The organism is Derxia lacustris (assembly GCF_002105195.1).
In the GTDB taxonomy this organism is placed as follows: Bacteria; Pseudomonadota; Gammaproteobacteria; order Burkholderiales; family Burkholderiaceae_E; genus Derxia; species Derxia lacustris.
In genome coordinates this window covers 131,025-152,837 of record NZ_MUHU01000007.1, presented here as the reverse complement: position 1 = coordinate 152,837, position 21,813 = coordinate 131,025, and the positions used below count along the sequence as shown (strand labels likewise).

22 protein-coding genes are annotated in these 21,813 nt (G+C 70.2%); 10 read left to right on the top strand and 12 right to left on the bottom strand.

The genetic code is table 11. The annotated features are described in order from the left end of the window. Window positions 1–10 precede the first annotated feature (10 nt). Genes B9P64_RS31265 through B9P64_RS31245 form a run of 5 tightly spaced genes read right to left on the bottom strand, consistent with a single transcriptional unit; the run spans window position 11 to window position 4,481 of the window. A complete protein-coding gene (locus B9P64_RS31265; RefSeq protein WP_085315447.1) occupies window positions 11–1,474 on the bottom strand; it encodes an aldehyde dehydrogenase in 1,464 nt (487 codons plus the stop codon). A gap of 14 nt (window positions 1,475–1,488) precedes the next feature. Next, window positions 1,489–2,529 carry an LLM class flavin-dependent oxidoreductase gene (locus B9P64_RS31260; RefSeq protein ID WP_085315446.1) on the bottom strand — a complete coding sequence of 347 codons (1,041 nt, stop codon included), beginning with the start codon at window positions 2,527–2,529 and terminating at the stop codon, window positions 1,489–1,491. 44 nt (window positions 2,530–2,573) lie between these two features. Next, a complete protein-coding gene (locus tag B9P64_RS31255; protein WP_085315445.1) occupies window positions 2,574–3,074 on the bottom strand; it encodes a flavin reductase family protein in 501 nt (166 codons plus the stop codon). Next, on the bottom strand, window positions 3,071–3,904 hold the full coding sequence (locus B9P64_RS31250) for an alpha/beta fold hydrolase (protein ID WP_085315444.1): 834 nt from the start codon (window positions 3,902–3,904) through the stop codon (window positions 3,071–3,073). Before B9P64_RS31250 ends, B9P64_RS31255 begins: the two co-directional genes overlap by 4 nt. Beyond that, window positions 3,894–4,481 (bottom strand): amino acid synthesis family protein, encoded by a 588-nt coding sequence (locus B9P64_RS31245; protein WP_085315443.1) that lies wholly within the window; start codon window positions 4,479–4,481, stop codon window positions 3,894–3,896. The genes B9P64_RS31250 and B9P64_RS31245 overlap by 11 nt, the downstream gene beginning before the upstream one ends. Before the next feature lie 383 nt (window positions 4,482–4,864). Here B9P64_RS31245 and B9P64_RS31240 point away from each other — a divergent pair, with 383 nt between their 5' ends. Then, the gene (locus tag B9P64_RS31240) at window positions 4,865–5,659 is read left to right on the top strand and encodes a hypothetical protein (RefSeq protein WP_085315442.1); all 795 of its coding nucleotides are present in this window, start codon (window positions 4,865–4,867) and stop codon (window positions 5,657–5,659) included. A gap of 9 nt (window positions 5,660–5,668) precedes the next feature. Here the strand turns inward: B9P64_RS31240 and B9P64_RS31235 are convergent, their stop codons facing one another. Both B9P64_RS31235 and B9P64_RS31230 read right to left on the bottom strand, forming a co-directional pair. Further along, window positions 5,669–6,037 (bottom strand): hypothetical protein, encoded by a 369-nt coding sequence (locus B9P64_RS31235; protein WP_139826180.1) that lies wholly within the window; start codon window positions 6,035–6,037, stop codon window positions 5,669–5,671. Window positions 6,038–6,140: 103 nt separating this feature from the next. Continuing rightward, window positions 6,141–7,214 carry an NADP(H)-dependent aldo-keto reductase gene (locus B9P64_RS31230; protein ID WP_085315440.1) on the bottom strand — a complete coding sequence of 358 codons (1,074 nt, stop codon included), beginning with the start codon at window positions 7,212–7,214 and terminating at the stop codon, window positions 6,141–6,143. Between the two features lie 127 nt (window positions 7,215–7,341). Between B9P64_RS31230 and B9P64_RS31225 the strand changes: the two genes are divergently transcribed. The 5 genes from B9P64_RS31225 to B9P64_RS31205 all read left to right on the top strand — a co-directional run bounded on the left by B9P64_RS31225 (window position 7,342) and on the right by B9P64_RS31205 (window position 15,054). Further along, on the top strand, window positions 7,342–8,373 hold the full coding sequence (locus B9P64_RS31225) for a S1/P1 nuclease (RefSeq protein ID WP_139826179.1): 1,032 nt from the start codon (window positions 7,342–7,344) through the stop codon (window positions 8,371–8,373). A 148-nt stretch (window positions 8,374–8,521) separates the two neighbouring features. Next, complete coding sequence (locus B9P64_RS31220; RefSeq protein ID WP_085315471.1) at window positions 8,522–9,757, top strand: efflux RND transporter periplasmic adaptor subunit; 1,236 nt, start codon at window positions 8,522–8,524, stop codon at window positions 9,755–9,757. 16 nt (window positions 9,758–9,773) lie between these two features. Continuing rightward, window positions 9,774–12,932, top strand: coding sequence for an efflux RND transporter permease subunit (locus tag B9P64_RS31215; RefSeq protein WP_085315439.1), 3,159 nt, complete (start codon window positions 9,774–9,776; stop codon window positions 12,930–12,932). A 2-nt stretch (window positions 12,933–12,934) separates the two neighbouring features. After that, complete coding sequence (locus B9P64_RS31210; RefSeq protein ID WP_139826178.1) at window positions 12,935–14,395, top strand: efflux transporter outer membrane subunit; 1,461 nt, start codon at window positions 12,935–12,937, stop codon at window positions 14,393–14,395. Between the two features lie 62 nt (window positions 14,396–14,457). Next, entirely contained in the window at window positions 14,458–15,054 is a 597-nt protein-coding gene (locus B9P64_RS31205) for a TetR/AcrR family transcriptional regulator (protein WP_085315437.1), read from the top strand. A gap of 40 nt (window positions 15,055–15,094) precedes the next feature. Here the strand turns inward: B9P64_RS31205 and B9P64_RS31200 are convergent, their stop codons facing one another. Beyond that, window positions 15,095–15,568, bottom strand: a complete 474-nt coding sequence (locus B9P64_RS31200; RefSeq protein WP_176256753.1) for an NUDIX hydrolase — start codon at window positions 15,566–15,568, stop codon at window positions 15,095–15,097. Window positions 15,569–15,626: 58 nt separating this feature from the next. Here B9P64_RS31200 and B9P64_RS31195 point away from each other — a divergent pair, with 58 nt between their 5' ends. Continuing rightward, window positions 15,627–15,830 carry an OST-HTH/LOTUS domain-containing protein gene (locus tag B9P64_RS31195; RefSeq protein ID WP_235839910.1) on the top strand — a complete coding sequence of 68 codons (204 nt, stop codon included), beginning with the start codon at window positions 15,627–15,629 and terminating at the stop codon, window positions 15,828–15,830. Between the two features lie 33 nt (window positions 15,831–15,863). Here B9P64_RS31195 and B9P64_RS31190 read toward each other — a convergent pair whose 3' ends face one another. Next, window positions 15,864–16,424 (bottom strand): NAD(P)H-dependent oxidoreductase, encoded by a 561-nt coding sequence (locus tag B9P64_RS31190; protein ID WP_085315435.1) that lies wholly within the window; start codon window positions 16,422–16,424, stop codon window positions 15,864–15,866. Window positions 16,425–16,552: 128 nt separating this feature from the next. On the opposite strand from B9P64_RS31190, the gene B9P64_RS31185 reads away from it, so the two are divergent. Further along, window positions 16,553–17,467, top strand: coding sequence for a LysR family transcriptional regulator (locus B9P64_RS31185; RefSeq protein ID WP_085315434.1), 915 nt, complete (start codon window positions 16,553–16,555; stop codon window positions 17,465–17,467). Here B9P64_RS31185 and B9P64_RS31180 read toward each other — a convergent pair. Together B9P64_RS31180 and B9P64_RS31175 are read right to left on the bottom strand one after the other, a co-directional pair. Beyond that, window positions 17,457–17,906, bottom strand: a complete 450-nt coding sequence (locus B9P64_RS31180) for a GNAT family N-acetyltransferase (protein WP_085315433.1) — start codon at window positions 17,904–17,906, stop codon at window positions 17,457–17,459. The two genes, B9P64_RS31185 and B9P64_RS31180, sit on opposite strands and share 11 nt — an antisense overlap. A 3-nt stretch (window positions 17,907–17,909) precedes the next feature. Beyond that, the gene (locus B9P64_RS31175; RefSeq protein ID WP_085315432.1) at window positions 17,910–18,515 is read right to left on the bottom strand and encodes a DJ-1/PfpI family protein; all 606 of its coding nucleotides are present in this window, start codon (window positions 18,513–18,515) and stop codon (window positions 17,910–17,912) included. 175 nt (window positions 18,516–18,690) lie between these two features. Here B9P64_RS31175 and B9P64_RS31170 point away from each other — a divergent pair, with 175 nt between their 5' ends. Then, the gene (locus B9P64_RS31170; RefSeq protein ID WP_085315431.1) at window positions 18,691–18,957 is read left to right on the top strand and encodes a helix-turn-helix transcriptional regulator; all 267 of its coding nucleotides are present in this window, start codon (window positions 18,691–18,693) and stop codon (window positions 18,955–18,957) included. Window positions 18,958–18,965: 8 nt separating this feature from the next. Then, entirely contained in the window at window positions 18,966–20,216 is a 1,251-nt protein-coding gene (locus tag B9P64_RS31165; protein WP_085315430.1) for a type II toxin-antitoxin system HipA family toxin, read from the top strand. A 52-nt stretch (window positions 20,217–20,268) separates the two neighbouring features. On the opposite strand, the gene B9P64_RS31160 is transcribed toward B9P64_RS31165, so the two are convergent. Then, a complete protein-coding gene (locus B9P64_RS31160) occupies window positions 20,269–21,624 on the bottom strand; it encodes an MFS transporter (protein WP_085315469.1) in 1,356 nt (451 codons plus the stop codon). Between the last annotated feature and the right edge of the window lie 189 nt (window positions 21,625–21,813).

Sequence of the window (21,813 nt, the reverse complement as noted above, 5' to 3'; positions counted from 1 at the left end):
GGCGGGCTCCTCAGCGCATCACGAAGGGATCGGGCACCGGCGCGTCCGAGGTGTTGATCCAGACCGACTTGGTGCGGGTGTATTCGAGTACCGCCTCGAAGCCGCCTTCGCGGCCCAGGCCGCTCAGGCCGTAGCCGCCGAAGGGCACGATGGGCGAGACCGCGCGGTAGGTGTTGACCCAGACGATGCCGGCGCGGATGCCGCGCACCAGCCGGTGGCCGCGCGCCAGATCGCGCGTGAACACGCCGGCGGCCAGGCCGAATTCGCTGTCGTTGGCCAGCCGCAGCGCCTCGTCCTCGGTGGCGAAGCCGAGCACGCTGAGCACCGGGCCGAACAGCTCCTGCGCGACGCAGGGCGTGCTGGCGCTGGCGCAGTCGAGGATGGTCGGCGGGTAGTAGTTGCCGGCGCCCGCCGGCGTGACGCCGCCGGTGACCAGCCGCGCGCCGGCATCGAGGCTGGCGGCCACCACCGTCTCGATGTGCTCGCGCTGGCGCCGGGTGGCGAGCGGGCCCATCTCGGTGGCCGGATCGGCCGGATCGCCGATGCGGATGGCACGGGCCCGGTCGGCCAGCCGCGCCAGCAGCCGTGCGCGCACGCCGTGCTGCACCAGCAGCCGCGAGCCGGCGACGCAGCTCTGGCCGCTGGCGGCAAAGATGCCGGCGACGATGGCATTGCAGACGCTGTCCACGTCCACATCGTCGAACACCAGCACCGGCGACTTGCCGCCCAGCTCCAGCGAGGTGACGGCGAGATTGGCGGCCGAGTTGCGCACGATATGGCGCGCGGTCTCGGGCCCGCCGGTGAAGGCGATGCGCGCCACCAGCGGATGGGCGGTGAGCGCCTGGCCGCAGTCGGCGCCAAAGCCGGTGAGGATGTTGACCACGCCGGGCGGAAAGCCGGCCTCATGCACCAGCCGGGCAAATTCCAGCAGCGGCGCCGGGCCTTCCTCCGATGCCTTGAGCACGATGCAGCAGCCAGCCGCGAGCGCCGGACCGATCTTGACCGCCGACAGAAAGAGCTGCGAATTCCACGGCACGATGGCCGCCACCACGCCGAGCGGCTCGCGGCGCAAAAACACTTCGAGATCGGGCTTGTCGACCGGCAGATGCGCGCCCTGGAGCTTGTCGGCGATGCCGGCGTAGTAGCGGTAATAGGCCGCCACATAGCCGATCTGGGCCCGCGTCTCGCGGATGATCTTGCCGGTATCGGCGGTCTCGAGTTCGGCCAGCCGGGGCGCCTGCTGCTCGACCAGATCGGCCAGCTTCCACAGCAGCCGGCCGCGCGCGCTGGCGGTCATGCGCGACCAGTCCGAGTCGACGAAGGCGCGATGCGCGGCACGCACGGCGCGGTCCACGTCGCCGGCGCTGGCGGCGGGCATGCTCGCCCACACCTCGCCGGTGGCCGGGTTGACCGAATCGAAGCGCGCGCTGCCGGCGTCGAAGGCGCCGTCGATGTACTGGCTGAAATGCTTCATCGCCGATTCCCCTTTCAACAGCGTTCGAAGGCCGGAGCCACGTCGTCGATGAAGCGCTGCAGGTTGCGCGCCTTGCGCTCGAAGCTCATCGCGTTGTCGATCCAGAAGCTGTACTGGTCGTAGCCGAGCGCCTCGTACTTTTTCAGGCGCTCGATCACCTGGGCCGGCGTGCCGATGACCAGGTTGTCGCGCAGCCGCTCGGGCGCGAACTGCGGGCAGGCGGCGATGTCCTCGGGCCGCAGCGGCTCGATGAAGGCCTGGCCGATCGGGCGCTCCTGCTTCACCCATTTCCAGAAGGTGCAGTACCAGCGGCACAGGTCATCGGCGGCAGCTGCCAGCTCGGCCTCGTCGCCGACGAAGGTGTGCATCAGCATCATGATTTCCGGCGTCGGCACTTCGGGATGGTTGGCGCAGGCGGCACGGAAGCGCTCCATCAGCGAAGCGACTTCGGCATCGCCCGAGGCCAGCGAGGTGACCTGCACATTGCAGCCCTGGCCCACGGCAAAGTCGTGCGAATGCGGATCGCGCGCGGCGACCCACAGCGGCGGGCCGGGCTGCTGCACCGGGCGCGGCACGGCGGTGGTGACGGGGAACTTCCAGAACTCGCCGTCATGGGCGTAGTCGCCCGCGAACAGGCCCTTGAGCGCCGGCACCATCTCGCGCATGTGGGCGCCGGCGGTCATCGCATCCAGCCCCGGAAACAGCCGCGCGTACTCGAACAGATAGGCGCCGCGCGCAATGCCCAGATCGAGCCGGCCGCCGCTCGCCAGATCGGCGAAACCGGCCTCGCCGGCCAGCTTGACCGGATGCCAGAACGGCGCGATCACCGTGCCGGTGCCGAGGCGGATGCGCTCGGTGCGCGCCGCCAGATAGGTGAGATGGGCGAAGGGATTGGGCGCGATGGTGAATTCCATGCCGTGGTGCTCGCCGATCCACACCGTCTCGAAGCCGCCGCGCTCGGCCATCAGCACGAGTTCGGTCATCTCGTCGAACAGTTCGCGCATCGGCTTGCGCGCGTCATAGCGTTCCATCTGGAGGAACAGCGAGAACTTCATGTCGGTCGTCCTGGGTTGGGATTGCGGTGGGCCGGCGCGACGCGTCAGGCCGCGCGGGGCAGCGCTGCGAGCGCCGCGTAGGCGCCCCGGCAATAGGCCAGCGGTGCCGGCTCGGCATGACCGTGCTCCACCACCTGACCGATGAGAATCAGGTGATCGCCGGCCTCCACGGTGGAATGCGTCAGGCACTCGAAGAAGGCCGAGGCACCGGCGATCAGCGGCAGGCCGGTGCGGCCGTCCTGCCAGTCGCAGCTGCCAAAGCGGTCAGCCTGGCGCGAGGCGAACAGGTTCGACACCTCGGTCTGGCCGTCGGCCAGCACGCTGATCGCGAAGCGCGGCGCGCCGGCAAACGCGTCGAAGCTCGCCGCGCCGCGCGCGATGCAGACCAGCACCAGACGCGGTTCAAGCGATACGGACGTGAAGGAGCTGGCGGTAAAGCCACGCGGCTGGCCATCGGCAGTGCGCGTGGTGACCACGGTGACGCCACTGGGAAAGCTGGCCAGCGCCTTCTTGTAGCTGGCGAGGTCGGGAGCGGGAGTGTTCATTCGGCCTCCGCGGGCTGGGCCCGGTCGGTGGATGCAAGGGATTGCAGGAAGGCGCGCAGCTCGGCATTGACCGGGCCGGGCGAGGCCATGCTCATCATGTGGCGCTCGCCGGGCAGCACCACGGCGCGCGCGCCGGGCACCAGGGCCGCCATCGCCTGCGACATCGCCGGCGAGGAATTGGGATCGAGCTCGCCGGTCATGAACAGCGCCGGCGGCCTGAGGCCGGGCAGCCGGTCGGCATGGGCCGCGTCGGCGCTGGCGAACAGCCGGTAGGTGCGCGCATAGCCGTCGCGGTTCACGCCGCGCAGCAGCGCACCGGCCAGGGCCGCCGTGGCTTGCAGCGGCGCCGGCACCGGCGCGCCGAACCAGCGCGCGAGCGTGCCGTCGACGCTGGCCGGGCTGCCGATGTCGTCGAGCGACTCGGCCCGCGCCAGCACCGCCGCGCGCTGCTGCGGCGTGCGATGAAACACCGCGTTGAGCGCGGTCACGCTCAGGCAGCGCGCCGGCCAGCCGAGCGCGAACTCCAGCGCGACCAGCGCGCCCATCGAATGGCCGACCACATGCGCCGCCGGCAGACCCAGCTCGTCGAGCAGGTCGCGCAGCTGGCGGGCGTAGTCGGCCAGCGCCGGCTGCTCGGGCGGCAGCGGGCTGTCGCCGTGGCCGAGCATGTCGTAGACGATCACGCGATGGTCGCGCGCGAATTCGGCCAGCTGCGGCGCCCAGACGGCGCGACTCATGCCGACGCCGTGGATGAAGACCAGCGGCGTGCCGGCACCGGTCGCCGACCAGGCGGTGTGGCCGGGGGCCGGGGGATGCGACTCAAGCCTCATTGCTGCCCAGTTCCTTGAGGTCCTGGTAGCGGTCGCCGATGCGGTGATGCGGCCGGCCGCCGATCGAGGCGCCGAGCGCGATCACCACTTCATCGGGCGCCGGCGCATCGACGATCGAGAACTGGATCGTCAGGTAGTGCGAACGCATGCCTTCGTCGGCCTTGTGCATCAGCGGAATCGCGATCGGGCAGGCCGGGCCGCCGCGCACATTGGTGAAGGCCAGATAGCTGCGCGCGCCGACCGCCTTGCGGTAGTGGTTGCCGAACCGCAGCGTGTGGATCAGCGCCGAGGCGTGCTCGATCTCGCCGGCGGTACCGACGATGGCGGCCTTGCCATAGCCCTCGACCGCGTCGCCGCCGCCGGCCATGCGCAGGATTTCCGCGGTGAGCAGCTCGCCGAGCTGGGGCGCGAGCGCCTGGATCTCGGGCTTGAGGTCGTCGACATAGCCGCGACCGGCCCAGGGATTGGTCAGCACCGCCGCCGCCGCGAACAGCCGCAAGGGCTGGGCGGCGGCCTTGCCGCCCTCGATCAGGGTGTCTTCGGTGTAGGTGACCAACTTGCGCATCTGAAGCTTCATTCGAGCATCTCCGGTTCAACTCGTTGCGAAAAGATTAACGACGAGATGATGGTATGCCAAGAAAAATATGCACGCAAAATTCTGGTGCATCGGCTGCATCTTGTTGGTACCGAAAACTGCCTCCAACCGGTGCAATCGGCGTAATTATGCGATTTTCATGCCTGTTAAAGCCAGTTTTTGGCGGTTTTTAGGCGCTTCTTCGCCGTCAAATCGCCAAAACCTGCCGTTCGGCCAATCTGGCATTCAGCCGCGACATTTCGTTGCATCTGCTTTGTGTGCTGGCATACCATGAATTTTCAGGTGACCGTTCCGGCACCTTGGCGCGAGCCGTCACGGCCCGCGCCCCTTCCCCAAAGCATTCGCAAACGCCTCCAGGAGTCCCCATGTTCAGCGCGCACAAGGCCGTCTTCGCCGGCCTGATCGGTCTCGGCATCGCCACCCTTCCCGGCCTCGCGGCGGCCGAGAACTATTCGGAAAGCGCCGTCTCGCTCGGCTATTCGTGGAACGACAAGCCCGACTGGGTCACCGGCACCGGCAGCACGTCGAAGGAGCGCGCGACGCTGCGGCTGGAGCACTACGGCAGCAACGTCATCGGCGACAACTACTTCTCGCTCGACATCTACAACTCGGATGCGCGGCTCGGCAGCCCCGACAACGGCTCGGGCTCGAAGAACGAAAACTTCTTCACCTGGAATGCGCACTACAGCGGCTCGAAGATCACGGGCAGCAAGCTGGAGTTCGGGCCGATCAGCGATGTGGCGCTGATGTCGCGCGTCATCAGCTCCAGCTACGACAAGTACCGCCAGGGCGCGCTGGGGCTGTCGCTGTACTGGAAGGTGCCGGGTCTCTCGACGCTGGAAACCTCGGTGCTGCGGTTTCGCGACGATGGCGACACGCCCGACACCTATGGCTGGGGCACGCTGTGGCGCACCTACTACTACGCACCGTTCCAGGCCTTTGGCCTGAACTGGATGACCGACGGCTATCTGCACTTCAAGCAGGACAAGGCGAAGAACCGCCTGTACTTCGAGCCGCAGATCTATGCGTCGTTCGGGCCCAAGGACGCGCTGGCGCTGGGCCTGCGGCTGGAGTTCGACAAGGTGACCGGCAAGGCCACGCTCGACGGCCAGCACGACTCGCGCTTCACGACCAGCGTCGTGGGCAAGTGGACTTTCTGAGGCTGGCGCTCAGATCAGCACGTCGGCGCGCAGCGTGAGCTGCTTGCCGGCGACGGTCCAGACGGTGAAGGGCACGTAGAGCGCCCGGCCGAGCGCGCCGTCGATCGACCGGCGCTCATGCGCGATGGCGAAGGGCGTGTCGCTGCCGTCCTCGAACACGATCTCGACCACGGCGTCGGGCGCCTCGGCGCTCGGCTCGATGGTCACGCTGCGGCTGCTGCGCATCTCGGCCAGCGCGCCCTCGTAGGCGGGCGGCACGAACAGCCGGAAGCCGTCGTCGCGATTGCTGAGCAGGCAGCGCTGCGGATCGAAACGCTGCGGCGGCCAGACGGGCGCGGCGACGGCGGGCAGGTCGAGCATGGCGGTGGCTGGGGGCACGGAATCACTCCTGGCGGGCGGCAACTCGGACGGCCGGCGGCAGGCGGCGCCGGTTCTGTCTGGCTATCGGCAGACCGGCCCGAAACTCAAGGTTTGCCGCCCATCACGGCGCCGGATTGGGCCAGCGCGCGTGAATGCCGTCGAGCGCGGCGAGCAGATCGTCGGGCAGCACGATGTCCACGCTCTCAATGTCGGCGCGCAGCTGCTCGAGCGTGGTCGCGCCGATGATGTTGGCGGTCACGAAATCGCGGCTGTTGACGTAGGCCAGCGCACCCTGCGCCGGATCGATGCCGGCAAGCCGGAACGCCTTCACGTACTCGTAGGCGGCGCGCTCGGTGTTCTCGCTGCTGTAGCGCTGGAAGCGGTCGAACAGCGACAGCCGCGCGCCGGCCGGCTTCTGGCCGCCGAGGTACTTGCCGCTCAGCACGCCAAAGCCCAGCGGCGAATAGGCCAGCAGCCCGACCTGCTCGCGGATCGCCATCTCGGCCAGGCCGACCTCGAAGCTGCGGTTCAGCAGGCTGTACGGATTCTGGATGCCGACCACGCGCGCCAGCCCGGCGGCTTCGGCATGGCGCAGAAACTGGCTCAGGCCCCAGGGCGTCTCGTTGCTCAGGCCGATGTGGCGGATCTTGCCGGCGCGCACCAGCTCGTCGAGCGCTTGCAGCGTCTCCAGGATGGGAACCGTGTCTTCCTCGGCCACATGGGTGTAGCCGAGCTGGCCGAAGAAATTGGTGCTGCGATCCGGCCAGTGCAGCTGGTAGAGGTCGACGTAATCGGTGCGCAGCCGCTTGAGGCTGTCGTTCAGCGCTTCATTCAGGTTGACGCGCGTGAAATTGGTGCGCCCGCCGCGGATGTGCGACGGCCGCGCCGGGCCTTTGGTGGGGCCAGCCGGCGCGCGCGTGGGGCCGGCGGCCTTGGTCGCCAGCACGATGCCGGCGCGCCTTGCCGGATTGGCGGCCAGCCAGCTGCCGATGTACTGCTCGGTGCGGCCCTGCGTCTCGGCGCGCGGCGGCACCGGATACATCTCGGCGGTGTCGATGAAGTTCACGCCGAGGTCGAGCGCCAGCTCGATCTGCGCATGCGCCTCGGCTTCGGTGTTCTGCTCGCCCCAGGTCATGCTGCCGAGGGCGATGAGGCTCACGTCGAGGTCGGTACGGCCGAGTTTCCGGAATTTCAAGACAGGCTCCTTCGGTTGCGCGACAGCGCTTGCCGGCGCGCGGATTTGGCTTCACGGTGCGCGACCCTGCCATGACAGCGGCATCGCATGCAAAGCCGCGCAGCCTCCTCCCCTCGCATCGAAGCCCATGAATTTCGCATCACGCCTGTCTGCATTCGTTCTCGGCGCCGGCCTTGCCTGCGCTTCTTCCGCCGCGCTCGCCTGGGGCGGCGACGGCCATCGCACGGTCGGCGCGCTGGCCGACCGGCTGCTCGAAGGCAGCCGCGCCGGCGCCCAGGTGGCCACCCTCCTCGGCGGCGGGCTCAGGCTCGAAGACGCCGCCGTCTGGGCCGACTGCGCCAAGGGCGTCGAGCGCGACGGCTACGGCTACCGCTACGGCAGCCAGGGCAAGTACCGCGACTGCGCCCGCTTCGAGACCACGCGCGGCGAAGCCGAGATGGTCGACTTCGTGCGCCGCAACGACGACAACTGCCGCCGCGAGCCCGGCGACGAGACCTGCCACAAGCAGTACCACTACGCCGACGTGGCGCTGCAACGCCGCGCCTATGCGCTCGGCCGCGTCGGCACCAGCGACGTGGACGTGGTCAGCGCCACCACCGCCGCGATCCGCGTGCTGCAAGGGCGGCCCGCGCCCTGGCCGTTCAGCATCCGCGACCGGCGCGAGGCGCTGCTGCTGCTCGCGCACTACGTCGGCGACATCCACCAGCCGCTGCATGTGGGCGCGCTCTATCTCGACCAGAACGGCCGCCGCGTCGATCCCGACAACGACGGCTTCGACCGCCGCAGCGAAACGCGCGGCGGCAACGAGATCCGCGTGCTGCGCGACAACGGCCGCGACGGCCCCAATCTGCATGCGCTCTGGGACGACCTGCCGGCCGCGCTCAAGCCGCACAACATCGATGCCGGCTGGGTCGCCGCCGCGCGCCGCGTCAAGCCGAGCGACGGCCCGCTCGACGACTGGGCCGCGCAATGGGCCAGCCAGTCGCTCGGCCAGGCGCGGCGAGGGCTCAAGGATCTCGATTTCTCGCCGAAGACCGAAGGTCGCTGGCAGACCCGGCTGCCGGCCGACTACCGCGACAGCATCGACGACATCAAGCAGACCCAGCTGACGCTGGCCGGCGCCCGGCTGGCCCAGGTGCTGAAGGCCATCTGGCCCTGATCCGGCGTCGATGGGCGGCGCACCGCCGGTAACAAACTGACGCATTCAAGAATCACTGCCGTGACAAGCAATTACCTAGAATGAACGCTCATTCAGTCATTGCCGGCAGCCTCCTGCCGGGACTTCTCATTCCTTGCGCGAGGGCTTCATGCTCAGTTCAACTCACAAGAAACTCCTGCCGCTGGCCCTGCTTGCCGGACTGATGGCCGGCTGCGGCCAGGGTGGCGACGCCGGTCAGGCGCATGCCGGCGGCCCGGGCGGGCCCCGCGGTCCGGCGGCGGTCGGCACCATCACCGTGGCGGCGCGGCCGGTCGCGCTCAGCACCGAGCTGCCCGGCCGCACCGCCGCCTTCCAGGTCGCCGAAGTGCGGCCGCAGGTCGGCGGCATCGTGCGCGAGCGGCTGTTCAAGGAAGGCGCCGAGGTCAAGGCCGGCGCGCCGCTGTACCAGATCGATCCGCGCAGCTATCAGGCCAGCTACGACAGCGCCCTCGCCGCGCTCAAGCGTGCCGAAGCCACCGCCGAATCGGCCCGGCTCACCGCCGCACGCAACCGCGAGCTGGGCAAGATCGACGCCGTGAGCACCCAGACGGTCGAGGACTCGACCGCCGCCCTCGCCCAGGCCGAAGCCGACGTGGCGGCCCAGCGCGCCGCCGTGCAGACCGCGCGCATCAATCTCGACTACACCCGCGTGACCGCGCCGATCGGCGGCCGCATCGGCCGCTCCAGCTTCACGCCGGGCGCGCTGGTCACCGCCGGTCAGGCCGATGCGCTGGCCACGGTGCAGCAGCTCGATCCGATCTATGTCGATGTCACGCAGTCGAGCGCCGACCTGCTCAAGCTGCGCCGCGCGCTGGCCGCCGGCCAGCTCAAGAGCGCCGGCGCCGATCAGGCCGCAGTGCGGCTCAAGCTCGAAGACGGCAGCGATTACGGCATCGAGGGCAAGCTCGAATTCAGCGAGGTGAGCGTCGATCCGGCGACCGGCGCGGTCACGCTGCGCGCGGTCTTCCCCAATCCGAAGCACGAGCTGCTGCCCGGCATGTATGTGCGAGCCCAGGTGGCGCAGGGCACGAATGCCGACGCGATCACCGTGCCGCAGCGCGCCGTGAGCCGCACGCCGCGCGGCGAGGCCCAGGTGCTGCTGGTGGGCGCCGACGGCAAGGTCGAGGCGCGCGTCATCGCGGTCGCGCGCACGGTCGGCGACAGCTGGCTGGTGACCGACGGCCTCAAGCCGGGCGAGAAGGTCATCGTCGAGGGCCTGCAGAAGGTCGGGCCCGGCGCACCTGCCCAGGCCAGCGACGTGACGGCGCAATTCGATCCGCAGGGCGCTGCCGCCAAGCCCGCCGACAAGCTCGCCGCCGCGCCGCAAGCCGCCGCCGCGCGCTGAGAACGGGAGCCATCACATGTCCCGCTTCTTCATCGACCGGCCGATCTTTGCCTGGGTGCTCGCCATCGTGGTGATGCTGGCCGGCGCGCTGGCGATCCGCAGCCTGCCGATCGCCCAGTACCCGAGCATCGCGCCGCCCTCGGTCAGCATCACCGCCACCTATCCGGGCGCCTCGGCCAAGACGCTGGAAGACACCGTCACCCAGATCATCGAGCAGCGCATGAAGGGCATCGACGGCCTGCGCTACATGAGCTCGACCAGCGACGGCGCCGGCCAGGCCAGCATCACCCTCACCTTCGACGCCGGCACCGATCCCGACATCGCCCAGGTGCAGGTGCAGAACAAGCTGCAACTGGCCACGCCGCTGCTGCCGCAGGAAGTGCAGCGCCAGGGCGTGCAGGTGACCAAGGCCACGTCCAGCTTCCTGATGGTGGTCGGCTTCGTGTCGGAAAACGACAGCATGACCGACACCGACATCGGCGATTACGTCGCCGCCACGCTGGTCGATCCGGTCAGCCGCGTGCCCGGCGTGGGCGAGGTGCAGCAGTTCGGCGCCCAGTACGCGATGCGCGTCTGGCTCGATCCGCTCAAGCTCGACAACTACAAGCTCACCGTCAGCGACGTGAGCGACGCCATCACCGCGCAGAACGCGCAGGTGTCGGCGGGTCAGATCGGCGGCGCGCCGGCACCGGCCGGTACCGCGCTCAACGCCACCATCACCGCGCAGACGCGCTTGCAGACCGCCGAGCAGTTCGAGCAGATCGTGCTGCGCACCGCCACCGGCGGCGCTACCGTGCGGCTCAAGGACGTGGCGCGCATCGAGATCGGCGCCGAGAGCTACAACGTGATCGCGCGTTTCAACGGCAAGCCGGCGGCGGGCGTGGGCATCAAGCTCGCCACCGGCGCCAATGCGCTCAGTACCGCCTCGGCCATCCGCGCCGAGATGGACCGGCTCGGCAAGAACTTTCCGGCCGGCATGAAGGCCGTCTTCCCCTACGACACCACGCCCTTCGTGCAGGTGTCGATCCACGAGGTGGTCAAGACGCTGATCGAGGCCGTGGTGCTGGTGTTCCTGGTCATGTACCTGTTCCTGCAGAACTTCCGCGCCACGCTCATTCCGACGATCGCGGTGCCGGTGGTGCTGCTGGGCACCTTTGCCGTGATGCTGGGCCTCGGCTTCACGATCAACACGCTGACCATGTTCGGCATGGTGCTGGCCATCGGCCTGCTGGTCGACGACGCCATCGTGGTGGTGGAAAATGTCGAGCGGGTGATGAGCGAGGAAGGTCTGTCGCCCAAGGAAGCCACGCGCAAGTCGATGGGCCAGATCACCGGCGCGCTGATCGGCATCGCGCTGGTGCTGAGCGCCGTGTTCGTGCCGATGGCCTTCTTCGGCGGCTCGGTCGGCGTCATCTACCGCCAGTTCTCGATCACCATCGTCGCGTCGATGCTGCTGTCGGTGCTGGTGGCGGTGATCCTCACGCCGGCGCTGTGCGCCACGCTGCTCAAGCCGATCGCCAAGGGTCATCACGCGGCCGACAGCGGCTTCTTCGGCTGGTTCAACCGCAAGTTCGACGCGGCCACCAACGGCTACACCGGCTGGGTCGCCGGCATCATCAAGCGCAGCCTGCGCTGGATGGTGGTCTACGGCGCCATCGTGGTGGGCATGGGCTTCCTGTTCCTGCGCCTGCCCACGGCCTTTCTGCCCGACGAGGACCAGGGCGTGCTGTTCTCGCTGGTGCAACTGCCGGCCGGCGCCACGCAGGAGCGCACGCTCGGCGTCATCAAGCAGGTCGAGCAGCAGTTCATGGGCGAGAAGGAAGCGGTCAGCTCGGTGTTCACCGTGGTCGGCTTCTCGTTCGCCGGCCAGGGCCAGAACACCGGCATGGCCTTCATCAACATGAACGACTGGAGCCAGCGCAAGCGCCCCGACCTGAGCGTGACCGCCGTGGCCGGCCGCGCGATGGGCGCCTTCAGCCAGATCCGCGATGCGATGGCGTTTGCCTTCGCGCCGCCGGCGGTGGTGGAGCTGGGCAATGCCAGCGGCTTCGACATGTTCCTGCAGGACCAGACCGGCGTCGGTCACGACAAGCTGATGGAAGCCCGCAACATGCTGCTGGGCATGGCCGCGCAGGACAAGCGCCTGATGGCGGTGCGCCCCAACGGCCAGGACGACACGCCGCAGTTCCGCGTCGACATCGACGCGGCCCGCGCCGGCGCGCTGGGCCTGAGCATGGCCGACATCAACACCACGCTCAGCACCGCCTGGGGCAGCAGCTACGTCAACGACTTCATCGACCGTGGCCGCGTCAAGCGCGTGTACCTGCAAGCCGATGCGCCCTATCGCGTGGTGCCGGAAGACATCGACCGCTGGCGCGTGCGCAATTCGGCCGGCGAGATGGTGCCGTTCAGCAGCTTCTCCACCTCGCACTGGGATTACGGCTCGCCGCGCCTGGAGCGCTACAACGGGCTGCCGGCGGTCAACATCCAGGGCAGCGCGGCGCCGGGCATCAGCTCGGGCGCGGCGATGGACGCGATGGAAGAACTCGCCGCCAAGCTGCCGCCGGGCGTGGGCATTGCGTGGACCGGGCTGTCGTATCAGGAACGGCTGTCGGGCTCGCAGGGGCCGGCGCTCTACGCGATCTCGCTGCTGGTGGTGTTTCTCTGTCTCGCGGCGCTGTACGAAAGCTGGTCGATCCCGTTCGCGGTGATGCTGGTGGTGCCGCTCGGCGTGCTGGGCGCGCTGCTCGCGGCCACCGGGCGCGGCATGTCGAACGACGTGTACTTCCAGGTCGGGCTGCTGACGACCATCGGGCTGTCGGCCAAGAACGCCATCCTCATCGTCGAGTTCGCCAAGGACCTGATGGAGCACGAAGGGCTGGCCGTGGTCGAGGCCACGCTCAAGGCGGTGCGCATGCGGCTGCGGCCGATTCTCATGACCTCGCTAGCCTTCGCGCTCGGCGTGCTGCCGCTCGCGATCGCCAGCGGCGCCGGTTCGGGCGCGCAGAACGCCATCGGCACCGGCGTGCTCGGCGGCATGCTCGCGGCCACCGTGCTCGGCGTCTTCTTCATCCCGCTGTTCTTCGTGGTGGTGCGGCGCGCCTTCGGCGGCAAGCCGAAGCCCGCGCACGACGAAGCCGGCACCGCGGCGCAACCCGTCAGCCAAGGCCAATGACCATGAACCACAAGCACAAGCTCGGCGGCCTGACCGCCCTGGTGGCCGCGCTGACGCTGGCCGGCTGCGCCAACCTCGCGCCCGACTACCAGCGCCCGGCGGCGCCGGTGGCACAGCAGTGGCCGACCCTGCCCGGCGACAGCCCGGCCGCGCCCTGGCGCACGACCGACGCCGCCGGCGCCGGCACCGTGGCGGCCGATCTCGGCTGGCGCGACTTCCTGGCCGACGACCGGCTGCGCGCCACGGTGGCGCTGGCGCTCGACAACAACCGCGACCTGCGCACCTCCGCCATCAACATCGACCGGGCCCGCGCGCTCTACCGGGTGCAGGACTCGCAGCGCTACCCGGCCCTCAGCGCGAACGGCGCCGGCAACAGCCGCCGCCTGCCGGCCGACCTGTCGGGCAGCGGCAGCGCCCTCATCAGCCGCAGCAACACCGTGACCGTCGGCGTGAGCGCCTGGGAGCTCGACTTCTGGGGCCGCCTCGCCAACCTGAGCGAGCAGGCGGCGCAGACCTATCTGGCCACCGAGGACGCGCTGCGCGCCAGCCGCATCAGCCTGGTCGCCGAGGTGTCGACCGCCTGGCTCACGCTCGCGGCCGACAGCGAGACGCTGCAACTCTCGGCCAACACCCTCGCCTCGCGCGAAGCCAGCCTCAAGCTCACGCAGGACAAGCTGCGGCTCGGCGCGGCCAGCGCGCTCGATGCGCAACAGGCGCGCGGCCTGGTCGAATCGGCGCGCGCCGATCTGCAGGCCGCCCGCACGCAGGTGGCGCAGGACCGCAATGCGCTGGTGCTGCTGACGGGCGCCGAGCTGCCGGCCGAGCTGCTGCCGGCCAATCTCGACCTCACGGTCACGCAACTGGCCGAGCTGCCGCCCGGCCTGCCGTCGGAAGTGCTGACGCGCCGGCCCGACGTGCGCCAGGCCGAGCGCACCCTGCTCGGCGCCAACGCCAGCATCGGCGCGGCGCGCGCGGCCTACTTCCCGAGCATCAGCCTGACCGCCGGCGCCGGCACCGCCAGCGCCGCGCTCGACGGGCTGTTCAAGGGCGGCTCGGGCTACTGGAGCTTTGCGCCCGGCATCGACCTGCCGATCTTCGACATGGGCCGGCGCAGCGCCAATCTGCGCGTGGCCGAGGCAGACCGCGATCTGGCCGTGGCCAGCTACGAGAAGGCGATCCAGTCGGCCTTCCGCGAAGTGGCCGATGCGCTCGCGCGCCGCGCCACCATCGACGCCGAGCTGGCCGGCCGCGAAGCCGCCGCCAATGCCAGCGCCGAGGCGCTGCGGCTGTCCGAGGCGCGCTACCGCCAAGGCGGCGCCGACTACCTCAGCGTGCTCGATGCGCAACGCTCGCTCTACACGGCGCAGCAGGCGCTGATCGCGGCCCGGCTGGCGCGCGCCGGCAATCTGGTCACGCTCTACAAGGTGCTGGGCGGCGGCTGGCGCGACGGCAACGCCGGCTGACGGCCGCCGGCGGGCGCGGATCGGCTAAGGTCCGCGCCCCTCACCTCAATCCAGGAGACGCCATGTCCAGCCCCGACGCCGACAGCGACCGGGCCCGGCTGCGCCGCAGCCAGATCCTCGACGCGGCGGCCGAATGCTTTCGGCGCCACGGCTTTCATGCGGCCAGCATCGCCCAGATCTCGAAGACCGCCGGCATGAGCGCCGGCCACATCTACAACTACTTCGAGAACAAGGAAGCCATCGTCGCGGCCATCGTCGAGCGCGGCCTGCACGACATGCAGGAAGTGCTGGCGCGCCTGACCGCCGCCGGCAATCTGCGCGAGGCCATGCTGGACGAGGTCGATCAGGCCATGACCGACTGCCTCGACGAGCGGGAAACCCGGCTGCAACTGGAGCTGTGCGCCGAGGCCGGCCGCAACGAGCGCGTGGCTGCGCTGGTGCGTGCCGCCGATGCGCATTCGATGACGCAATTCACGGCGCTGCTGCGGCTCACGCTCGGGCCCGAGCTGCCGCAGGCCGAGATCGACGGCCGGGTCGAGGCGATGGCGGCGCTGTTCGACGGCCTGACCATCCGCTCGGTGCGCAATCCCGGGCTCGACCGGGCGGCGCTGGCGGCCAGCATGCGACGCGCACTGACTGCGCTGCTCTCGCCCGACTGAGGACGGCAGGCGGCTGCATGCCGCGCCGGGCCGGTTGCATTCAGCCGGCGCGCTCGACCGCATGCAGCACGCCATCGCCGAGCGCGGCCCGGCCCTGGCGCAGCAGCAGCGGCCAGACGTTCTCGCCGGCCAGCCCGTCGAGCGCGAACCAGCGGAATTCCAGCCGCTTGTCCGTCTCGATGCCGGCGAACGGCCCGGTCTGCATCGCCAGCGCCGAATCGTCGGCCAGCGGCACCAGGTAGTGCAGCGCCAGCTCATGCAGCGGTCCGGCGGCGGTGTCGAAGAAGCCCTCGACCACATGCACCAGCCGCGCTGCGCCGACCGTGGCGCCCAGCTCCTCCAGCAGCTCGCGCCGCAGCGCCGCCTCGCTGTCCTCGCCCGGCTCGACCCGGCCGCCCGGCAGGGTCCAGAAATCGTCGCCGAGCGCGCGATGCAGCAGCACGCGGTCGCGGTTGACCAGGATGGCGGCAGCGCGCAGCTGGAAGGTGATGCCTTGGGTGGTGAAGTGGATCATCGGGCGCGAGGACGGGTTGGCGGGGCCGAATGATGCCGTCGGGTCTTGGGCGGCGGGAATGGGTGGCCGCGTACGCCTCGGTGCGCTCGGCCAGTACATGAAGCGCACCGACCCGGCGTTCTCGCCCAAGGCGCTGGGCCATTCCACGCTGTCGGACATGGTCCGCACCTACACCGACCTCGTGCTGACGCAGGCGAACGGCGCCTTCTGGGCCAGCGTCAGGCCGAAGGCCGAGACAACCGAGCCGACCAGCGCCAGCTAGTCCTGCCGATCCACGTCTGCGCTACGCGGTGCCTCATGCAAGTTCGCGGCTGGCCGGGGTGGCGGCAATCCACGCCTCAAGCGTCCGGCGATAACGCATGCCGGCCGCCGCCAGCTCGGCATCGTCGAGCCGGCCGGCGCCGTACAGCACGAAGGGCTCGGCATAGGCCAGCCCGCAGCGGCGCGCGGTGGCCGCGAACGGCAGCAGCAACTGGTCGAGCGCGAAGCCGTTCACGCCGTCGGCGCAATACGCCTCGGGCACGTTGCCGGCCGTGACCGCCAGCCGCAGCGCCCGGCCCGCGAGCCGCGCGCCCTCCTCGGCGCGCACATAGAACATCCGCGTCAGCACCTCGTCCTGCCAGGCGCGCAGCAAGGCCGGCGCGCTGTACCACTGCAACGGAAACTGGAGCACGACGCGGTCGGCCGCGAGCAGCCGCGCGACCGCGCGGTCGGCATCGATCCGGCCGTCGGGACAGTCGGCCGCCATGTCGACCACGCTCGCGCCGTCGATGCCGGCGGCGGCGTTCATCAACGCCCGGTTGGCGCGCGAGTCGGCAAGGCGCGGATGGAAGACGAGGACGAGCGTGCTGGACATGGCGGTTTCCTGGCGAAGGCCCCCGGCGGACGCGGCGCGAAATGCGTGCATCCCGAAGGCGCAGCCCATGCTCGCGGTGGCCACGTCATCGGTCCAATGGATTGCATGGATATGAAATCATCGAGCGCATGAATCTCCGCTCGATCGACCTCAATTTGCTGGTGGTGCTCGACGCGCTGCTCGACGAAGCCCATGTCACGCGCGCGGCCGACCGGCTGGCGCTGTCCCAGCCCGCCACCAGCGCCGCGCTCGAACGCTGCCGGGCGCTGTTCGACGACCTGCTGCTGGTGCGCAACGGCGCGCGCATGACGCTCACGCCACGCGCGCAGGCATTGCGCGCGCCGGTGAAGGAGGCGCTGGCCGCCGTGCAGCAGCTGCTCGATCCGGCGCCGCCGAGCCTGCAAGCCCTTGCGGCCACGGTGCGCATCGGGCTGGCCGATGCGCTGGTCGCGCGCCTGCTGCCGGCGCTGCTGGCGCGGCTGCAAGTCACGGCGCCGGGGCTGTGCATCGTCTGCCTGCCGTGGCAGGGCGGCGGCGATCTGCTGCGCCAGCTCGACGACGGCGGGCTCGATCTGGCGCTGTCGGTGCTGCCACCCGCCAGCGGCCGGCTGCGCCGGCTGGAGCTGCTGCACGAGCGCTATGTGGTGGCGATGCGGCGCGACCATCCGGCGGCGCGCGACTTCGGGCTCGACGCCTGGCTCGCGCATCCGCATGTGCTGGTGTCGAGCCACGGCGACACGCGCGGCGCGCTCGACGATGCGCTGCTGGCCAGCGGCCGCACGCGGCGCGTGGGTGCGGTGGTGCCGAGTTTTCTGGCCGCGCTGGCGCTGCTGGAACGCAGCGACCTGATCGGGCTGCTGCCGTCGCGCTGCCTGGGCGCGAGCGAGGCCGACCGCTTCGCGAGCTTTGCGCCGCCGCTGCCGGTGGACGGCTTTGCGCTGGCACTGGCCTGGCATGCGCGGCGCGACGGCGATGCCGCCGTGCAGCATGTGGCGACGCTATTGCGCGAGCTGCTCGCCGACCCGGCGCCGCTCAGCCCCTGATGTGCCGGTTGTAGGCCAGATAGACCCGGTCCTGCACCCAGCCGAGCGACTCGTACAGCGCCTGCGCCTTGAGATTGCTGCGCGCCGTGGTCAGGTCGAGCCGCGCGATGCCGTCGGCGCGCGCCTGCGCCTCGGCGGCCAGCAGCAGCGCGCGGCCCACGCCGGCGCGGCGCGCAGCCGGCTGCACGAACAAGTCGTAGAGCACGCGGATCGGCGCCGCCTCGATCGAGCAGAAGCCGGGATAGAGCTGGACGAAGCCGAGCGCCGCACCGTCGTCGGCGCGCGCCAGCAGCACGAGCGATTCGCCGCGCCGCATGCGCGCCTCGATGAAGCTGCGCGCGAGCGCCACGTCGGCGGGCTGCTCGTAGAACTGGCGGTAGGCGTCGAACAGCGCGGCGACGCAGTCGAGATCGGCGAGCGTGGCAGACGCGATCTGCATGCGTCAGGCGTCCTCGTGCCAGTCGATGTCCATCTGGCGCGCGGTGGCCAGCGCCAGGTCGCGGCCGGCGAGCCGCTCGACCAGATGCAGGCTCATGTCGATGCCGGCGGAGATGCCGGCCGAGCTGACGATGCTGCCCTCGTCGATCCAGCGCCGGCCTTCGCGCACGTCGAGGCCGGGGAACATGGCGCGCAGGTCGGCGATGTCTTCCCAGTGCGTGGTGCAGGCGCGGCCGGCCAGCAGCCCGGCGCGCGCGAGCAGAAAGGCGCCGGTGCAGACCGAGGCGGTGATGGCGGCGCCGGCAGCGATGCGGCGCAGCCAGTCGATGACCTCGGGGCGTTGCAGTTCGGTCGTGACCACGCCGCCCGGCACGATCAGCAGCTCGGCCGGCGGATGGCTGTCGAAGGTGGCGTCGGGCATCACGAACAGGCCGGCGCGGGCCTGCACCGGCCTGGGCTCGCGCGCCACGGTGTAGACGGTGAAGGGCTCGGGCGCGGCCGGATCGAGCTTGCGCGCGACCCGGGTGGCGGTGGTGAAGACCTCGTAGGGGCCGGCGAAGTCGAGCACTTCGACTTCGGGGAAGAGGTAGATCGCAACGGTGGTGGTCATGGGGCGCTTTGAGTGGCGAGGCGGGCCGGCTTCAATAGCGCAATTCCGCCGGCTTGCGCATGGCGGACAGCATGACCGGGCCATGCGGCATTACCGAGCGGGAAGTTTTTGGCGCTTTGCGGGATATCTGGGTCGCATAATTACCGCTCGGTAATCAATGGCGAGGATCAGCCTCATGAGCAGCGAAAACTTACCGCTCGGGAATGCCGCAACCGAGCTGGTCGTGCGCTCCGCCGCCGAAGTGGGCGACGCCGTCCGCAGCCAGCGCAAGCGGCTCGCGCTCACCCAGGCCGACATCGCCGGGCTGGGCGGGATCGGCAACCGCTTTCTTGTCGAGCTGGAGAACGGCAAGCCCACGGTCCAGCTGCAAAAGGTGCTCGACGTGATGGACCTGCTCGGGCTTGAGCTGGTGCTGCGGCCGCGCACGCCGCGCCTGCCGTGAGCCGCGCCATGCGTCCCGACCGGCTCGACGTGTATTGCGGCGACGACCTTGTCGGCAGCCTCGCCGATGCCGCGCCGCTGGTCTTCGAGTACGCGCCCGGCTGGCTTGCCCGGCCCGCGCCGTGGCCGCTCGCCGCCATTCCGCTCATGGTGGGGCCGCAGGCGTCGGCGGCGGTGCAGGCCTGCTTCGAGAACCTGCTGCCCGAGGGCGAGCTGCGCGCCTATCTCGCCGACCAGCGCCACGCCTCGACGCTGTTCTCGCTGCTGCTTGAAGTGGCGGGCGATACCGCCGGTGGCTTTGTCCTGCTGCCCGGCGGCCAGACGCCCCAGCCGCCGAGCTACGAGGCCACGAGCTGGGCCGCGCTTGCCGAGCGCCTGCGCAGTGGCCCGGCCGCCGCGCTCGACCTGATGGGCGACAACGCGCGCATTTCGCTGGCTGGCGCGCAGGACAAGACCGGCATCGCGCTGTTCGACGACGGCCTGCCGCGCCTGCCGCTCGGCACCTCGCCGTCCACGCACATCCTCAAGCCCGACATCCGCCGGCTCGACAAGGTGTGGGCCTCGGCTGCCAACGAAACCCTGGTGATGCGCGCCGCCGCGCATTGCGGGCTGCCGACCGCGGAGGTGTTCTTCGAGCCGGCGACCCATGCCTGCGTCGTGCGCCGCTTCGACCGGATTGCGCTGGCCGACGGCCGCCTGGGCCGGCTGCGCCAGTACGACTTCTGCCAGCTCAGCGGCACGGTCTCGGACCGCAAGTACGAGAAGGAAGGCGGCCCGGGAATCGTTGCCTGCGCCGACCTCATTCGCCGGTACAGCTCGCAACCGGCCGTCGATCTGCGGCGGCTGGTCGAGTGGATCGTGTTCAACCTGTGCGTGGGCAACAACGACAGCCACGCCAAGAACCTGTCGCTCTACATCGCCGCCGACCGCCGAACCACGCTCACGCCGTTCTACGACCTGATGTGCACGCAGCTCTATCCGGGGCTGTCGAAGGAGTTCGCGTTTGCGGTCGGCGGCAGGCTGCTGCCCGGCGAGATCGGCCGGCCCGAGCTGGAAGCGATGGCGCGCGAGCTGGGCATGAAACCGGCATTCGTCGTCAGGCTCGCGGCGGCGATGGCGCAGCGGGTGCCGGCGGCAATGGCTCAGGCGGTGGCGCAGATTGCGCCGCAGTTGTCGCCCACCGAGCGGGTGCTCGCCGAGCGCCTGCAAGCCTTTGCGAGCGGGACTGCGCGCAAGCTGGCGGCGCGGCTGGCCGCCTGAATCTGTCGTGGCTTGCGGCGGGCCGACAGGGTCCGGCCCGCCGCGCCGCAGCTCAATGCCCCGTCACCCCCGCCGGCACGCCCAGCCCCTGATCCGGCCGCGCCGCCTGCTTGACCAGCAGCGCCGCCATCGCGATCACGCCCGGAATCGCCAGCAGCGTGAACGTGGGCCCAAAGCCGAGCTGCTGCCGCTGCGCCTCGGCCACGAGGAACGACCCGGCAATGCCGCCGAAGCGCCCGATGCCGAGCATCCAGGCCACGCCGGTCGCGCGGCCCTGCGTCGGGTAGAAGGCCGCCGCCAGCGCCGGCAGCGACGATTGCGCGGTGTTCATCAGCGTGCCGGCCACGAACACCACCACCACCAGCGTGGCGACGCTGCCGACCGACTGGCCGATGCCCCAGATCGCCACCGCCGTCAGGCCAAAGCCGATGGCAATGATGCGGTTGGGATTGAAGCGGTCCATCAGCCAGCCAAAGGCCACCGCGCCCACGCCGCCGAGCGGGAACAGCGCCGCGATCAGCGTGGCGTCCTTGGGCGCAAGGCCGGCGTCCTTGAACAGGATCGGCATCCAGTTGATGAGCGCATAGAAGATGACCAGCCCCATGAAATAGGCCAGCCACAGCATCGCCGAGCCGACCCGATAGGCCGGCGACAGCACCACGCCGGCGCCGCTCCTGGCGTCGGTGGCGGGCGCCTTCTCGCTCAGCACGAAGCTGGCAGCATTCGCGGCCTCGGCCGACACGCGGGCCAGCACCGCGCGAATGCGCTCGACCGGCCGGCCCTTGGCGACCAGGTAGCGCACCGACTCCGGCAGCATCAGCAGCATCGCCGCCACCAGCAGCAGCGGTGCGATGCCGCCGAGCACCAGCACGCTGCGCCAGCCCCAGATCGGGATCATCCAGGCCGCCAGAAAACCGCCGAAAGCCGCGCCAAGCGGGAAGCCGCAGAACATGGCGTTGGTCAGCGTCGAGCGGCGCTGGCCGGGGCAGAACTCGCTCATCAGCGTGACCGCGTTGGGCATGGCGGCGCCCAGGCCAAGACCCGTGACGAAGCGGAACGCGGTCAGCGCGCCGAGGTCGCCTGCCTGCGACGACGCCGCGCAGGCAATGCCGAACAGCGCGACCGAGCCGATCAGCACCGCGCGCCGGCCGAAGCGGTCGGCCAGCGGCCCGGCCGACAGCGCGCCGGCCGCCAGCCCGAACAGCGCGGCGCTGAGCACCGGCGCCAGCGCCGGCTTGGTCACGCCCCATTCCTTGATGAGCGAGGGCGCGATGTAGCCGATGGCGGCGGTGTCGAAGCCGTCGAGCAGCACGACGAGGAAGCAGAGCGCGAACACGCCCCACTGGAACGGGGAAAACGGATGGCGATCCAGGAAGTCCTGGACATCGACCCGGGCGGAAATGGTCATGGCGCTGTCTCGGTGGTTGTCACGGTGCGCATGCGATGTGCGCGTCGCCGCAGTCTTGGCAGCCGGATGGGTGGCGACCATGCACAAGTCGAACAGGAAACTTCAACGATCGAACATCGAGGGTTGTCCCCGTGCGGTGACCGGACGCTGTGTGCGATCTGCGGACGAGCGTCCCGCGCCTCGACCGGC

Coding starts and splice junctions, on each gene's coding strand:
- B9P64_RS31220 (WP_085315471.1), top strand. CDS start 8,522: ATGCTCAGTTCAACTCACAAGAAACTCCTGCCGCTGGCCCTGCTTGCC.
- B9P64_RS31210 (WP_139826178.1), top strand. CDS start 12,935: ATGAACCACAAGCACAAGCTCGGCGGCCTGACCGCCCTGGTGGCCGCG.
- B9P64_RS31205 (WP_085315437.1), top strand. CDS start 14,458: ATGTCCAGCCCCGACGCCGACAGCGACCGGGCCCGGCTGCGCCGCAGC.
- B9P64_RS31190 (WP_085315435.1), bottom strand. CDS start 16,424: ATGTCCAGCACGCTCGTCCTCGTCTTCCATCCGCGCCTTGCCGACTCG.
- B9P64_RS31240 (WP_085315442.1), top strand. CDS start 4,865: ATGTTCAGCGCGCACAAGGCCGTCTTCGCCGGCCTGATCGGTCTCGGC.
- B9P64_RS31200 (WP_176256753.1), bottom strand. CDS start 15,568: ATGATCCACTTCACCACCCAAGGCATCACCTTCCAGCTGCGCGCTGCC.
- B9P64_RS31160 (WP_085315469.1), bottom strand. CDS start 21,624: ATGACCATTTCCGCCCGGGTCGATGTCCAGGACTTCCTGGATCGCCAT.
- B9P64_RS31250 (WP_085315444.1), bottom strand. CDS start 3,904: ATGAGGCTTGAGTCGCATCCCCCGGCCCCCGGCCACACCGCCTGGTCG.
- B9P64_RS31185 (WP_085315434.1), top strand. CDS start 16,553: ATGAATCTCCGCTCGATCGACCTCAATTTGCTGGTGGTGCTCGACGCG.
- B9P64_RS31215 (WP_085315439.1), top strand. CDS start 9,774: ATGTCCCGCTTCTTCATCGACCGGCCGATCTTTGCCTGGGTGCTCGCC.
- B9P64_RS31180 (WP_085315433.1), bottom strand. CDS start 17,906: ATGCAGATCGCGTCTGCCACGCTCGCCGATCTCGACTGCGTCGCCGCG.
- B9P64_RS31265 (WP_085315447.1), bottom strand. CDS start 1,474: ATGAAGCATTTCAGCCAGTACATCGACGGCGCCTTCGACGCCGGCAGC.
- B9P64_RS31175 (WP_085315432.1), bottom strand. CDS start 18,515: ATGACCACCACCGTTGCGATCTACCTCTTCCCCGAAGTCGAAGTGCTC.
- B9P64_RS31170 (WP_085315431.1), top strand. CDS start 18,691: ATGAGCAGCGAAAACTTACCGCTCGGGAATGCCGCAACCGAGCTGGTC.
- B9P64_RS31195 (WP_235839910.1), top strand. CDS start 15,627: ATGGGTGGCCGCGTACGCCTCGGTGCGCTCGGCCAGTACATGAAGCGC.
- B9P64_RS31255 (WP_085315445.1), bottom strand. CDS start 3,074: ATGAACACTCCCGCTCCCGACCTCGCCAGCTACAAGAAGGCGCTGGCC.
- B9P64_RS31165 (WP_085315430.1), top strand. CDS start 18,966: ATGCGTCCCGACCGGCTCGACGTGTATTGCGGCGACGACCTTGTCGGC.
- B9P64_RS31225 (WP_139826179.1), top strand. CDS start 7,342: ATGAATTTCGCATCACGCCTGTCTGCATTCGTTCTCGGCGCCGGCCTT.
- B9P64_RS31245 (WP_085315443.1), bottom strand. CDS start 4,481: ATGAAGCTTCAGATGCGCAAGTTGGTCACCTACACCGAAGACACCCTG.
- B9P64_RS31260 (WP_085315446.1), bottom strand. CDS start 2,529: ATGAAGTTCTCGCTGTTCCTCCAGATGGAACGCTATGACGCGCGCAAG.